General features: G+C 71.9%; 13 protein-coding genes. 4 read left to right on the top strand and 9 right to left on the bottom strand.

What is annotated here, in order from left to right; translation table 11 throughout:
• A complete protein-coding gene (locus ACLJQE_RS15625) occupies positions 1 to 195 on the bottom strand; it encodes a hypothetical protein (RefSeq protein WP_410639932.1) in 195 nt (64 codons plus the stop codon).
• Positions 192 to 731 (bottom strand): hypothetical protein, encoded by a 540-nt coding sequence (locus ACLJQE_RS15620; protein WP_410639931.1) that lies wholly within the window; start codon positions 729 to 731, stop codon positions 192 to 194. The genes ACLJQE_RS15625 and ACLJQE_RS15620 overlap by 4 nt, the downstream gene beginning before the upstream one ends.
• Positions 732 to 876: 145 nt before the next feature.
• On the opposite strand from ACLJQE_RS15620, the gene ACLJQE_RS15615 reads away from it, so the two are divergent.
• The 3 genes from ACLJQE_RS15615 to ACLJQE_RS15605 all read left to right on the top strand — a co-directional run bounded on the left by ACLJQE_RS15615 (position 877) and on the right by ACLJQE_RS15605 (position 4,260).
• Positions 877 to 2,046, top strand: a complete 1,170-nt coding sequence (locus ACLJQE_RS15615; protein ID WP_410639930.1) for a sensor histidine kinase — start codon at positions 877 to 879, stop codon at positions 2,044 to 2,046.
• A 64-nt stretch (positions 2,047 to 2,110) separates the two neighbouring features.
• The gene (locus ACLJQE_RS15610) at positions 2,111 to 2,779 is read left to right on the top strand and encodes a response regulator (RefSeq protein WP_410639929.1); all 669 of its coding nucleotides are present in this window, start codon (positions 2,111 to 2,113) and stop codon (positions 2,777 to 2,779) included.
• A gap of 17 nt (positions 2,780 to 2,796) precedes the next feature.
• A complete protein-coding gene (locus tag ACLJQE_RS15605) occupies positions 2,797 to 4,260 on the top strand; it encodes an amino acid permease (RefSeq protein WP_410639928.1) in 1,464 nt (487 codons plus the stop codon).
• Here the strand turns inward: ACLJQE_RS15605 and ACLJQE_RS15600 are convergent.
• The 3 genes from ACLJQE_RS15600 to ACLJQE_RS15590 form a co-directional block, all read right to left on the bottom strand.
• Positions 4,238 to 5,020, bottom strand: a complete 783-nt coding sequence (locus ACLJQE_RS15600; protein ID WP_410639927.1) for a DUF6885 family protein — start codon at positions 5,018 to 5,020, stop codon at positions 4,238 to 4,240. The genes ACLJQE_RS15605 and ACLJQE_RS15600 overlap by 23 nt on opposite strands.
• Positions 5,021 to 5,119: 99 nt before the next feature.
• Positions 5,120 to 6,472: a glutamine synthetase gene (locus ACLJQE_RS15595; RefSeq protein ID WP_410639926.1), complete on the bottom strand. Its 1,353-nt coding sequence runs from the start codon at positions 6,470 to 6,472 to the stop codon at positions 5,120 to 5,122.
• 729 nt (positions 6,473 to 7,201) lie between these two features.
• A complete protein-coding gene (locus ACLJQE_RS15590; RefSeq protein ID WP_410640306.1) occupies positions 7,202 to 7,993 on the bottom strand; it encodes an EamA family transporter in 792 nt (263 codons plus the stop codon).
• A gap of 341 nt (positions 7,994 to 8,334) precedes the next feature.
• Between ACLJQE_RS15590 and ACLJQE_RS15585 the strand changes: the two genes are divergently transcribed.
• Complete coding sequence (locus tag ACLJQE_RS15585) at positions 8,335 to 8,514, top strand: hypothetical protein (protein WP_086674396.1); 180 nt, start codon at positions 8,335 to 8,337, stop codon at positions 8,512 to 8,514.
• A 170-nt stretch (positions 8,515 to 8,684) separates the two neighbouring features.
• Here ACLJQE_RS15585 and ACLJQE_RS15580 read toward each other — a convergent pair whose 3' ends face one another.
• The 4 genes from ACLJQE_RS15580 to ACLJQE_RS15565 all read right to left on the bottom strand — a co-directional run bounded on the left by ACLJQE_RS15580 (position 8,685) and on the right by ACLJQE_RS15565 (position 13,363).
• Positions 8,685 to 9,866: an ROK family protein gene (locus ACLJQE_RS15580; protein ID WP_410639925.1), complete on the bottom strand. Its 1,182-nt coding sequence runs from the start codon at positions 9,864 to 9,866 to the stop codon at positions 8,685 to 8,687.
• An 11-nt stretch (positions 9,867 to 9,877) separates the two neighbouring features.
• On the bottom strand, positions 9,878 to 11,344 hold the full coding sequence (locus ACLJQE_RS15575; RefSeq protein WP_410639924.1) for a sugar ABC transporter permease: 1,467 nt from the start codon (positions 11,342 to 11,344) through the stop codon (positions 9,878 to 9,880).
• 20 nt (positions 11,345 to 11,364) lie between these two features.
• The gene (locus ACLJQE_RS15570) at positions 11,365 to 12,138 is read right to left on the bottom strand and encodes an ATP-binding cassette domain-containing protein (RefSeq protein WP_285989855.1); all 774 of its coding nucleotides are present in this window, start codon (positions 12,136 to 12,138) and stop codon (positions 11,365 to 11,367) included.
• Positions 12,139 to 12,226: 88 nt separating this feature from the next.
• Positions 12,227 to 13,363: a sugar ABC transporter substrate-binding protein gene (locus tag ACLJQE_RS15565; RefSeq protein WP_410639923.1), complete on the bottom strand. Its 1,137-nt coding sequence runs from the start codon at positions 13,361 to 13,363 to the stop codon at positions 12,227 to 12,229.
• Between the last annotated feature and the right edge of the window lie 249 nt (positions 13,364 to 13,612).

The raw sequence follows: 13,612 nt of genomic DNA, 5'->3' as shown, positions 1-13,612 counted from the left end.
TCACCCCCGGCGCTTCCGGGTCCCGGCCAGCACCGCCGCCCCGGCGAGCACCATCACCACGCTGGCCACGACGTGCAGCGAAGGCGGCAGCACGTGCAGCTGGACGAACCAGCTCGGCGAGTGCGCCCCGAGCAGGCGGTTGAGCAACCCGCCCCCGCCCTGCACCACCAGCAGGATCCCGAGCAGCTCGATCACGGCCGCACCTCCTCCTTCGTGCCGAACAGCTCCTGCCACACCGGCCCGGTGAACAGCCAGATCGTCGAGACCGTGCCCAGCCGCGAGAACCACTCCCACAGCGGCGCGACCCGCTCCGGCTCGCCGATCGCGAAGATCGCCGCCAGCAGGGCCACCGCCGCGAGCCCGCAGGCCAGCAGGCACTTGCCCCACTCCCGCCACTCGTACCGCGCCCTCTCCCGCCCCTGCCGCTTCGGCGGTGGCGGCGGCCCGCCGGCGAACCGGTGCGCAAACCGCTCGTCGGCCCACCGGACCATGCTCGGCCCGAACACCACGCTGAAGCCGAGGTAGACGGCGGCGAGGCCGTGCGTGAACCCCGGCTTGCCCCCGGCGGACAGGTCGAGCACGGTCGCCACCAGCACCACGACGTCGACCAGCGGCACCATGGCCAGCAGCACCGCCGACGCCCGCCGGGCACGCAGCACGTACCGCACCGCGAGCCCGGCCGCGATGAACACCCAGAACCCGATCTCGCCCGCTGCGATGACGGCGGCCATCGGGTTCTCCGCGAGAAACTTCCCGATCTCTTCCACCCCGCCACGCTCGCGTGCCGGCGCGCCCGGCCGCGTCGGCGAAGGGGCGGACCCGGCGTCATCACTTCGTCGGACGCGGGCCCGGCGCGCGGTGTGCTGGGATGACCGGGTGCCCCTGCCCCGCCTGCGCTCGCTCCCGGTGTGGCAGCAGGACGGCCTGATCGCGCTGGCCACCTGGCTGCTCGGGTTCCTCGTCTACACGACCGGCGCCCACCGGCTCGTGACCGGTTACGACCACGCGCCGCTGGGGGTCCGGCTGCTGGAGCTGGCCGCGTTGTGCGGGCTCGAACTGCTCCGCCGCCGGGTGCCGGTCGCGCTCGTCCTGGCCACGGCGGTGCTCGCGGTGGACGTCTGGCTCAGCCCGTCACTGCCGGTCATGATCATCTACACCGACTTCCTGTACGCGGCGACGCTCTACGGCTCCCGCCGCTCCAGCCGGGTGATGATCGGGCTCGCCGCGTTCTCGGCGGTGGGCGTGCTCGCCGCGGTGCTGGTCGTCGCGCAGGAGTGGCGGACGGCGGTGCTGGCCGCGGTGGGCGTGCTGCCGTTCGTCATCACGCCGGTGTGGTGGGCGGCGAACGTCCGCCAGCAACGCGACGTCGCCGAGGCCGAGCGCGCCAACGCCGGGCAGCTGGCGAAGATCGCGGAACTGGACCGGCGGGCGGCGATCGCCGCCGAACGCGGGCGGATGGCCCGCGACCTGCACGACGTGATCGCCGGGCACCTTTCGGCCATCGCCATCCAGTCGGAGGCGGCGCTGTCGCTGGCGGACCCGAAACTGGCGAAGGCGGTGCTGGAGTCGGTGCGCGAGAACAGTGTCGGTGCCCTGGAGGAGATGCGCGCGATGATCGGGCTGCTCAAGGCCGACGGCGGGGACGCGGAGACGACCGCGCCCGCCCGGCTCGCGGACCTGGCCAAGCTGGTGGAGTCGGCCAGGGCCGGCGGGCTGGAGGTGCACGTCGATTCCACAGTGGACTTCCGGGTGCCGCTGCCGGCGGCGATCGACCTGACCGCGTACCGGATCGCGCAGGAGGCCCTGACCAACGCCGTCAAGCACGCCCCGGGCGGGCGGGTGGACATCGCCGTCCACTGCCTCGGCGGCGTCCTCGCGGTGGAGGTCCGCAACGACACCCGCGGCCCGCATCCCGCGACCGGCGGCGGAACGGGCCTGCTGAACATGCGCGAACGCGCCGGCGCGGTGGGCGGCGAGCTCACCGCGGGCCCGGCCGGCGACGGCTGGCTGGTCCGCGCGGAACTCCCGATCGGCGGGCCGCTGTGACTGTGACAACCGGGCCTTCGCCCCGGGCCGGGGGCTCCGCCACCCGGAACCCCCGGAGGCCGCTGTGACGGTCCGCGTCCTGGTCGCCGACGACCACAGCGCCATCCGGTTCGGCCTCACGACCATCCTCGGGCACGCCGACGGCATCGAAGTCGTCGGCGAGGCCGCCGACGGTGCCGCCGCCGTCCGGCAGGCGCGAGCGCTGCGGCCGGACGTCACCCTGATGGACGTCCGGATGCCGGGCACCGACGGCATCGCCGCCACCCGGGAACTGGTGGCCGCGGGGCTCACGCAGGTGCTCGTGCTGACCACGTTCGACCTCGACGAGTACGTGCACGGCGCGCTGCGGGCCGGAGCCGCCGGATTCCTGCTCAAATCGGTCGAAGCGCCCCGGCTGATCGAAGCCGTGAAACTCGTCGCGGCCGGTGACGGCGTGCTCGCCCCGCAGGTCACGCGGCGGCTGATCACCGCGTTCGCCGCGGCCGCACCGGAGCAGGCCCCCCTCCCGCACGGCCTCGGCGACCTCACCGACCGCGAACGCGAGGTGCTCGGCTGCCTCGGCGCCGGCCTGTCCAACGCCCAGATCGGTGCCCGGCTGTACATCGGCGAGGCGACGGTGAAGACCCACGTCTCGCGCGTGCTGGCCAAGCTCGGCCTGCGCTCCCGCGTGCAGGCCGCGATCCTCGCCCAGGAGAACGGCCTGACCGCGGCCGATCTGCGCGAGGGGCCGTGACCTTTTAACTTCTCCTCATGGGTGAGCGGCGAACGCTGAACGTGGACGAGGTCCTGGACCGCCAGGACTCCGGGGAGCTCAAACGGCGGCTGCGCGGGCGCGACCTGGTCGGGTTCGGCGTGGGGATCATCATCGGCACCGGCATCTTCACCTTGGCGGGTGTCGAGGCGAAGACGCACGCGGGGCCCGCCGTGACGCTGTCGTTCGTGCTCGGCGCGGTCGTCGCCGGGCTCGCGGCGCTGTGTTACGCCGAACTCGCCTCCAGCATCCCGACGGCGGGAAGCGCTTACACCTACGCCTTCGCGACCCTCGGCGAGGTGTTCGCCTGGATCATCGGCTGGGACCTGCTGCTGGAGTTCGCGCTCGGCGCCGCCGTGGTGTCGCGCGGCTGGTCGGGGTACCTGGCGAACCTGCTCGGGCTGTCACCTGATTGGTTCGGCGAAGACGCGAAGGTCAACATCGGCGCGGTGCTCGTCATCGCCGTGCTGACCGTCGTCGCCGTGCTGGGCATCAAGGAATCCGCCCGGCTGACCAACCTGCTGGTGTGCGTGAAGGTCGCGGTGTGCGTACTGGTGCTCGCGGTCGGGCTGTTCTTCGTCAAGGGCGCGAACCTGACGCCGTTCATCCCGCCGGCGCGGGCGCCCGAAGCCGGCGCGACGGTGCTGGAGCAACCGGTGGTCCAGGCGGCGCTGGGGCTGGAACAGTCCGTCTACGGCCTCGCCGGGATGATCACCGCGGCCGCCGTGGTGTTCTTCGCCTACACCGGCTTCGAAGCGCTCGCGAACCTCGGCGAGGAGACGCTGAACCCGCGCAAGGACCTGCGTGTCGGCATCCTCGGCGCGCTGGGTGTGTGCGCGCTGCTCTACATCGGCGTCTCGATCGTGCTGACCGGCATGGTCCCGTTCACCGACATCGACACGGGCGCCCCGCTGGCCGACGCGTTCGACCGGGTCGGCCAGCACTGGGTGGGCGCGCTGATCTCCCTCGGCGCGGTCACCGGGCTGACGTCGGTGATGATGGTCGAGCTGGTCACGATCGGGCGGATCGGGTTCGCGATGGGCCGCGACGGGCTGCTGCCGAAGGCGCTCGGGACCGCGCACCCGCGCTGGGGCACCCCGCACCGGATGACCATCGGCGGCGCCGCCCTGATCGCCGTGCTGGCCGCGTTCGTCCCGATTTCGGAGCTGGCCGACATGGTGAGCATCGGCGCGCTGTCGGCGATGATCATCGTGGCCGTGGCGGTCCCGGTGCTGCGCCGCCGCCGTCCCGGCCTCGACCGGCCGTTCAAGGTGCCGTTCTCCCCGGCGGTCCCGGTCGTGGCCGCGCTGGCGTGCCTGTACCTGATGCTGAACCTGAACGTGCTGACGTGGATCCGGTTCGCCGCGTGGCTGGCGATCGGCCTGGTGATCTACTTCGCCTACGGCCGCCGTCACTCCCGCTTCGCGGCCAGGACGCCGGTCAGTCCCAAAAGGACGGAGTGAGACCGGCGGTGTGGGCCGCCCCGCGCACCACGCCGGCTTGGCCGGCGTCGACGACCACGAGAACACCGAGCCCGGCCAGCGCCGCCGTCACCCATTCGACCGGCTGGTCGTGGCGGCCGTTGTCGCCGAGGGACGGATAAGTGTCCACAACGGACAACAGGGTGCCCTCGGCGCCGATGCGGATGCCCGCCACGAGCACGAAGTGGCCGCCGGGCGGGCGCCAGCGGGACGTCCACAGTGGTGGGATGCCGGTGTCGAGGTAGTCGAGCAGCGCGCGTTCCGGGGTGTCGTGCGCGCCGAGCTCGGCACCGTCGATCCGGGCGAGCACCGCGACGCGCGGGACGTCCCACAGCCCGACGAGCAGGTCGAACAGCGGCCCGGTGGTCCACTCCCCCGTCACCGGCACCGCCGCGAGGGCACCCCGCGACAGCGATCCGACGGCCGCCGCCAGCCCGGAAACCCGCGTGCCGGCCGCGGCCGGGTCGTCGACGACCGGCAGCGGCAGCCGGAAGCCGCGGCGGCCCGGCTCCCCCGGCGGCCGCACGACCGGCCCCCGTACCGTGCCCGCGGCCGCCGCGACGGCGTCCTGATCGGCCACGTCGAGCCCGGCTGCCCGCAGCGCGGCGAGCCCGCAGAACGCCGCGGCCAGGCCGTCCTTCTGGGGCAGCTCCGCCTGGGCCACCGCGGCCAGCCGGGCGCCGCCCGGCAGCCACCGCACCCCGGACAGGTCGAGCTGTCCGCCGTCGATCCCGGAAGTCATCGGTCCCCTCAGAACCTTGTTCGGCCGTCGGCCGGCGCGAGTGTCACCGCAGGCGGGCGGCCTGCGGTCCGTAGCGCCGTCCTGACCAGAATAAGGCGCTCAGTAGCGCCAAAGGTGGGCGGCGACGATCTCGTCGGCCGTGCGGTCGGCCGCCCACGCCGCGTCGGCGGCCCGCACGGCACGGAAGGCGCCCAGCAGCTCATCACCGAGCACACCGGCGATCCGCGGCGACGCCACGAGCGCGGCGTCCTGTTCGGCGGGGCTCGCCGGCAGCCGGCGTACCTCGCGGGTCTCGCGTTCTTCGTCCGTCCAGCCGCCCGGGTCTTCGCCGATCGGCTCGGGCAGCGCGGGCGCGTCCTCGATACCGGCCATCCCGGCGGCGAGCACCGCGGCCAGCGCGAGGTACGGGTTGGCCGAGGCGTCGGACGTCTTGAGCTCGACGTTCGCGTGGTCGGCGCCCAGCAGCGCCGAACCGGGGACGTACCGCAGCGGCGCCTCCCGGTTCTCGACGCCCCAGAACGCGTACGCGCCGGCGAAGTAGCCGGGCCGCAGCCGCAGCGTCGAGGGGACGCTCGGCGCGGTGATCGCGGTCAGGGCCGGCAGGTCGCGCAGCAGCCCGGCGAGGTAGCCGGCCCCGTCGCCGTCCGGCCGGCCGGTCCCGTCGAGCAGGTTGCGCCCCCTGCGGCGGACCGAGGTGTGCAGGTGCCACCCGTTGCCGGCGGCGCCGAGGCCGACGAGCGGGGCGAAGCTGACGGCGAGACCGTGCACGCGCGCGGCGGCGTGGATGGTCTGCCGGGCGAGCAGCTGGTCGTCGGCGGCGGAGACCGGATCGGTCGCGGCCAGCGACAGTTCGAGCTGCGCGACGCCGTACTCGGCGTGGAGCTGGCCGATCTGCAGGCCGTTGGCCGCGAAGTCGTGCAGGAGGGCGGCGATGAAGCCGTCGAGCCCGACGAGGGCGTGCGGGCTGTAGGCGGGCCCGGGGTGCCCGGGAGCGGTCAGGACGTCGACGCTGCCGGCGGGAGCGACGGCGAACTCCAGCTCGTAGCCGGCCCGGAAGTCGAGCCCGCGCCGAGCCCCTTCGGCAACCTGCGCTTCGAGGACGGCGCGCTGGCAGTAGGGCCAGGGATCGCCGTCCCGGGTGAGCTGCCGCACGGGCGCCCAGGCCAGCGCGGGCTGCCCGGCAAGCCGCCGCAGCCGCTCGACGACGGGCACGAGCCGGACGTCACCGGAGGGCGTGCCGAGGCCGGGGTGCGCGAAGGTGATGCCATCGTGGGTGTCGAAGACGGCGAAGAGCGAGGTCGCCCCGACCCCACGCACGGCGGCATCGGCAAGCCCGGCCACGGGCACGATCCGCGAGCGCGGAATGCCGTTGTTGTCCGCCCAGGCAAGGTGAACCCCACCCACTCCGGCCGCGGCGAAGTCCTTCGCCGCAGCCGACGCCGCCTTGGTCATGGCCACCCGCTTCCTGCCGCCCGGGGTAAGTATCCCGGGCAGGCGCGGCGCAGGCCACCACGATCCGACCCTGACACCCGGCCAGGGGGCCGGTCGGGTGTGGCTGGCTTGGCGTGGATGGTCGGGGCGGCCCGGCACGGCCTGGGCAGCTCGGCTCAGACGGGTTGGCGAGGTCGAGCCGGCCCGGCACAGCTCAGCCCCGGATGGGTCGGACTGGGCGGCCAGCCGGCACAGCGCGTCCCACGTGGGTCGGCGAAGTCGGCTCGGCACCGCACGGCTTGGCCCCGGAGGGTCGGCTTGAGCGGGTCGGCGAGGTCGAGGCGACCCAGACCGGTCGGCTCGAGCGGGTCGGCGAGATCGGGAACATCGGCGAAAGGGGCCGGTACGAGGCTGCCTGAGGCCGACCTCACCCGGCTGGGGCGGCCGCCGACCTGCTCGCCACTCGCCCAGCGCAGGGGCCCACCCTCCCGGGGGATCCGCCCCGCTTCAGCGTATCGGGGGCGACCGACGGAAACTGCCCCGAAGTGCTCCTCGGAGGCCGGTTGTCCACAGCCCGGCCGACTTGTGGGCAACTCACCGCGAGCCGCCGCACCCGGGGCCTCTGGGCGCCAGCACGGCGCCACCAGAGCCACCGGAAGCACCAGAGTCACCAGGAGCGCCAGAAGCTCAGAAGCTCAGAAGCTCAGAAGCCACCTAAGGGCACTCAAGCCCCCAATCCAGCCCTCCAGCTCACCCCGGCGGCTCCACCGCCCCCTCACGACTCCGCAACGCCACCCCCGCCACCACGGCCAGCGTCCCCACCGCCTCCGGAACGCTCGGCACCTGCCCCAGCAGCGCGAATCCCATCACGCCCGCCGTCACCGGGAGCAACGCCAGCAACGTGGCGAACCGGGCCTGGCCCAGCCGGCGCAGCACCACCTGGTCCAGGGCGTACGGCACCACCGTCGACAGCACCCCCACCCCGACCCCCAGCAGCAGCAACTTCGGCGAAGACCACACCTCGCCCGTTCCCAGCGCCAACGGCGCCAGCAAGAGCGTCCCGGCCGCGAAACCGATGGCCAGGCTGTCGATGCCGTCGCCGTCCGTGGCGACCCTCTTGCCGAGGAGGATGTACCCCGCCCAGGCCAAAGCCGCACCCGACGCGAACACCACTCCCCAGAAACTTCCGCCGAGGCGGACGTCCGCGATCGCCACCACGCCCGCCGCCACCAGGAGCAAGGCCAGGACGTCGCGGACCGTGCGGGAGCCCAGGGCCGCCACCACCACCGGGCCCGCGAACTCCATCGCCACCGCCGTGCCCAGGGGCAGGCGGGCGATCGCCTCGTAGAACAGCACGTTCATGCCCGCCGTCACCACGCCGAACACGATCGCCAGCCACAGCCGGCGGCCGCGCCAGGCCGCGCGGCCCGGGCGGCGCCAGGCCAGCAGGACCACCGCCGCGCCCAGGCAGCGGAGCCAGGCCACGCCCGCCGGGGTCGCGTGGCCGAAAAGCTCGACCGCCACCGCCGCTCCGGCGTACATCGAAATTCCGCTGAGAACGAACAAGAGCGGAGCGGGCACCGCGGAAAGCCGTCGCGGGGAAGTCACCGTACTCACCGGCCCATGGTGCCTGACCACCGAAAACGTAACTCTCCGGGTAATCGTCTCCTGGAATGCGGGACTTCGTTACGGCATCCGGGGTAAATCGGCGTGACTCAGGTCCCACCGGCGCGGGAACACTTGCGAGCCGCGAAACGTCTGGAACAGTGGAAGCACGAACACGCGGAGCCGGAGGCGATCGCCGCCACCGGCATCAGTCCCGAAGTGGGCGTAGCTGGATCGATGGCACCGGGCGACCGGTGCCGGGACGGAGGGAGACCCCCATGACATCGCCGACGCTCACCCGCCCCGAACTGACCGCCGCCGACCGCTGTGACCGGTGCGGAGCAGCAGCTCAGGTACGAGCCATCCTCTCCGGGGGTGGCGAACTGCTCTTCTGCGGGCACCACGCCCGCGAGCACGAGGCCAAGCTCAAGGAACTGTCCGCCGACATCCAGCGGTAACCCTCCAGACGCGAAAGGCGGCCGGTGTGCACAGGCACCGGCCGCCTTTCTGCATCTTGCAGAGCGAAAATCAGCCGCCCCGGCCGGAGCCGAATAACGGTTACGGCGTGGCGGAAATCACGGTTCGGCCGCGAAAAGCGGCGATTTCGGACACGGAACCGGACAGAAAATCAGACAGAGTCCAGCACGACTTCGAACGCCACCTCGGCGGCGCCGAGCAGCTTCCCGTCGGCCCCCAGCGCCGAGCTGACGATCCGCGTGCCCCCGACCGCCCGGCTCACCAGGCTGCGCCGGCGCACCTCGGTGCCGACGTGCCGCAGCACCGCCTCCGGCAGCACCGTCAGCAGGTCACCGAGGATCACCAGCTGCGGTCCGAGCAGGTTGACGACGTTGATCAGCCCCAGGGTCAGCCACTCGGCGAACTCCTCGAGCCGGGTCAGCGCGGCCTCCGGGTCGCGGCCCAGCTCGCGCAGCTCGAACAGGATCGCCCCGCGCGGGGTGTCCTCGGCCAGCCCGAGCGCCCGGCACAGCGCCGCCTCGCCGACTTCGGTCTCCCAGCAGCCGCTGCTGCCGCAGTAGCAGGGACGCCCGTCCGGGCGGATGACCATGTGCCCGATCTCGCCGACGTAGCCCGAGCCGCCGCGCAGCGCCGAGCCTTGGGCGATGACGCCGCCGCCGACCCCGACGTCCGCCGAGATGTACACCACGTCGGACGCGCCGCGAGCCGCCCCGCGCAGGTGCTCGGCGACCGCGCCGAACTCGGCGTCGTTGCCGACCAGGATCGGGATCTGCAGCACCCCGCCGAGCCGTTCGCCGAGCGCGACGTCGGTCCAGCGCAGGTTCGGCGCCTCGTGCACGTGCCCGTCGGCCCGCCGGACGACGCCGGGCACCGACACCCCGGCCGCCACCGGGGTCACGTCCAGGTCGCCGGCCAGGATGGCCGTCGACTCGATGATGTGGGTGATGACCTCTTCGGGCTGCCCCATCCGGCCGCGCAGGTTCCAGCTGTTGCGGCCCAGGATCTGCCCGCCGAGCCCGACCAGCGCGATCGCGACGTGCTCGACCTGCAGGTCGACCGCGAGCACGACCGCCGCGTGCGGCTGGGGCAGGACCAGGAGCGAGGGGCGGCCCGCCCCTCGTCCCGGCCTCGGCACCTTTTCCTCGACGACGCCGGCTTCGGCGAGCCCGTCGACGAGGGTCTTGATCGTGCTCCGGTTGAGCCCCAGCTGGGTGGCCAGGGTCGCCCGGGTGCTCGGCCCGCCGACGTGCAGCAGGCGGAGCAGGGTCGTGCGGTTGTGCCGGCGCACCTCGTCCGGTCGAGCAACGGGTGTGCTGGTCACGGGCTTTATCATTCCATGCTGGTTCAGCGCGCCGACGCAGCCGCGCGGCGCCGGGACAGCGCGTCGACCGTGGCGGCGAGCAGCAGGACCAGGCCGGTGATGATGTTGACCACCGCGGCCGGCTGCTTGAGCAGGCCGAGGCCGTTGATCACGACGGCGATCACGAGCCCGCCGACCACGGCGTCGGACACCCGGCCCTTGCCGCCGAACAGCGACGTACCGCCGATGACGGCCGAACCGACCGCGAACAGCAGCGTGTTGAGGCCACCGGACTGCGGGCTGACCGAGCCGACCTTCGACGCGGCGACGATGCCGCCGATGGCCGCGACCGCCGAGCCGATGACGAACACGCTCGCCCGGATCTTCGGCACGTCGATACCGGCGCGGCGGGCGGCTTCCTTGTTGCCGCCGACCGCGTAGACGTACCGGCCGTACTTGGTCCGGTTGAGCACGTAGGTCCCGGCCACGAGCAGCACCAGGATGATCGGGATGACGTACGGGACGCCCTCGATCGTGACGACCGCCTTGTTCGGCGAGCGGTTGATCGTCAGCAGCCAGGTGCCCACCGCCGACAGCACGACGAGCAAGCCGACCTTGACCACCACCAGCGCCGTCGGCTGGACGACCAGGCCGCGCTGGAGCCGCTTGAAGTGGCTGGTCAGCGTGATCACCGCGAACCCGCCGGCGGCGACGAGGAAGAAGATCCAGCTGCCCAGGATGTTCAGGTTGCCGTTGGCGATCTTGTACAGGATGTCCGAGTTGCTGATGCCGATCGTGCCGCCCTCACCGATGAACTGCAGCAGGACGCCCTGCCACACGATGAACAGCGCCAGCGTCACGACGAAGGACGGCATGCCGATCTTCGACACGAGGAAGCCGGTGATGCAGCCGATCGCGGTGCCGACGCAGATGGCCAGCAGGATCTCGAGCCAGGCGTTGGCCGGGACGCCGATCGCGACGATCAGCAGGCCGAGCAGCGAAAGCCCGGCACCCGCCCAGATCCGCTGGTAGGCCGACAGCAGCATGGCCACGGCGAGGACGCCGATGAACGTGATGAACACGCCGGTTCCCAGGCTGCCCAGCAGGTTCCCGGTGTGCACGTAGTGCAGGGCCATCACGGACGCGGCGACACCGGAGGCCACACCCGCGGCGAGGTCGATCTCGCCGAGCAGCAGCACGAAGACGATGCCCATCGCGATGATGATGACGCCCGCGCCCTGCGGGAACACGTTGGCGACGTTGGCCAGCGTGAAGAAGTTGTCCGACAGCGCGCTGAACAGGATGACGAGCACGAGCAGGCCGAACAGCGACGGCAGCGCGCCGAGTTCACCGGCGCGCAGGCGGGCGAAGTAGTCGCGGATCGCTTCGCCGGTTGACATCGATGTCGTGTCGATGCCGAAGTCGGAGATCGCCCCGGTGGGGTTCTGGGTCTGCGCGAGAGCTTCCGCGGCCGGGGTGTCGACCTCGTGCTTGGCAGGGGTTTCAGTCATTTCCGGTTCTTTCTTCCCGCTCACAGGACCACGGCTTCGGGCCGGGCCAGGCCGAGGTCACCGGAGCGACCCGCGGTGATCAGCTCCACGACCTGGCCGTGGGAGACGTCCTTCGTGTGCACCTCGGCGACGAGCCGGCCGAGGTAGAGCACCGCGATGCGGTCGGCGACCTCGAACACGTCGGCCATGTTGTGGCTGATCAGCACGACCCCGAGGCCCTGCTCGGCGAGCCGGCGGACCAGGTCGAGCACCTGCCGGGTCTGCGCGACACCGAGGGCGGCGGTCGGCTCGTCGAGCACGACGACCTTGCTGTTCCACAGCACCGACTTCGCGATGGCGACGGTCTGCCGCTGGCCACCGGACAGCGAGGAGACCGGCGTGCGGACGGACTTCACGGTCCGGACCGACAGGGAGGCCAGCGTCTCGCGGGCGGCCTTCTCCATGCTGGCTTCGTCGAGCTTCCACGAGCTGCCGCGCTCGCGGCCGAGGAACATGTTCTGGACGATGTCCAGGTTGTCGGCGAGCGCGAGGTCCTGGTAGACGACCTCGATGCCGAGGTCCGCGGCGTCGCGCGGGCCGCGGATGTGGGTGTCCTCGCCGTTGAACCGCACGGCCCCCGAGTCGTACGGGTGAATGCCGGCGATGCACTTGACGAGCGTCGACTTGCCGGCGCCGTTGTCGCCGACCAGGGCGGTCACTTCGCCCGCACGCACGTCGAAGTCCACGTCGTGGAGGACGTGGACCGGCCCGAAGCTCTTGTTCAGGCCCTTGATCTCGAGAATGGGCTCACTCATGACTGACATCTCCTGGGTGGGGACCGGGCCGGGACGCGCCGTCGGGGTGCGCGTCCCGGCCCGGCTGTTCATGGGGTGGTGCGGGGGCTCAGGAGATGCCGAGCGAGCTGCACTTGGCGGCGAGGTCGCCACCGCAGATCTCGGTCGCCTTCACGTAGCCCTGGGTCACGACCGTCTTGACGTCCTTCTCCAGGACCGTCGTCGGGGTCAGCAGCACGGACTTGATGTCCCGGTTGTTCTTCGGGTCGTGCAGCTTGCCGGTCGCGATGGCGTCGGCCGCGGCCTTGTCGCCCTTGGCCAGCGCGGCAGCCAGCTTCGCGGTCGCCTCGGCCTCTTCCTTGATCGGCTTGAAGACGGTCATGTACTGCTCGCCGCGCATGACGGCCATCAGGCCGTCGGCGGTGGCGTCCTGGCCGGTGACCGGGATCTTGCCGTTGAGGCCGTTCTTCTTGAGGATGGTGATGACCGCACCGGCCAGGCCGTCGTTCGCCGCGACGACGCCGTCGACCTTGCCGCCGTTGGCGGTGAAGATCTGCTCGAACGTCGTGCCGCCGAGCTGGTTGTCCCAGTCGTTGATCGGCTGCTTCTGGATGCGCTTCAGCGTGCCGTTCGAGAACAGCGGGTCGAGGACGGAGTCCTGGCCCTTGGTGAACAGCGTCGCGTTGTTGTCGGTCGGTGCGCCCTCGATCTGGACGACGCCCGCACCCGGCTTGCTCTTCAGCGCGTCCGCCATGGCCTGGCCCTGGAGCTGGCCGACCTTCTCGTTGTCGAACGAGACGTAGTACTCGGCGCTGCCGCCGAGGCTCGGGCGGTCGTAGTTGATGACCGGGATGCCCGCGGTCTTCGCCTTGGCCTCGACCGCGGCACCGACGGCCGGGTCGGCCGGGGCGATGATCAGGACCTTGACGCCGGAGCTGATGAAGCCGTCGGCCAGGGTGGCGAACTTCTGGGCGTCGCCCTGGGCGTTCTGGACGTCGGCTTCGAAGCCCTGCGCCGTGAGAGCGGCCTGCAGCATCGGCTTGTCGAAGGCCTCCCAGCGGGCCGAGCTGGCGGTCTCCGGCAGGATGACGCCGACCTTGCCGCTGGCGCCGCCCCCGGCCGGGGCGGACGAGGAGGCGGAGTTGCTCCCCGTGCCTCCGCTGTTCGAACTGTTGGTACCGCAGGCGGTGAGCACCAGGCCGGCGCTCACCGTCGCGGCGAGGAGGGTAAGGGTTCTGCTGCGCATCCTCGTTCCTTCCGGATCCAAGCATTGGTGACGAGTGGCCGTCGGCGTGCGCTTCGGGCCAGCGAGGCGGCGATCCGGGCAGGCCCGGCGCACCGTCGCGCATATGTTGTGGGCGACAACATATGCCGCTGAGCGGCTGCGGGGAAGATAGCTGGATCGATTAAATGACACCAATTGGACACGGTTCGGCAACACGGGCTGAACCTCGCCCGGAAAGAGTAGATCCGCTGACGATGTGATCGCCAGTAC

Source organism: Amycolatopsis sp. lyj-346 (assembly GCF_046548975.1).
Taxonomy (GTDB): Bacteria; Actinomycetota; Actinomycetes; order Mycobacteriales; family Pseudonocardiaceae; genus Amycolatopsis.
The sequence above is the reverse complement of the archived record's forward strand: the minus strand, read 5'-3'. Positions and strand labels throughout refer to the sequence as shown.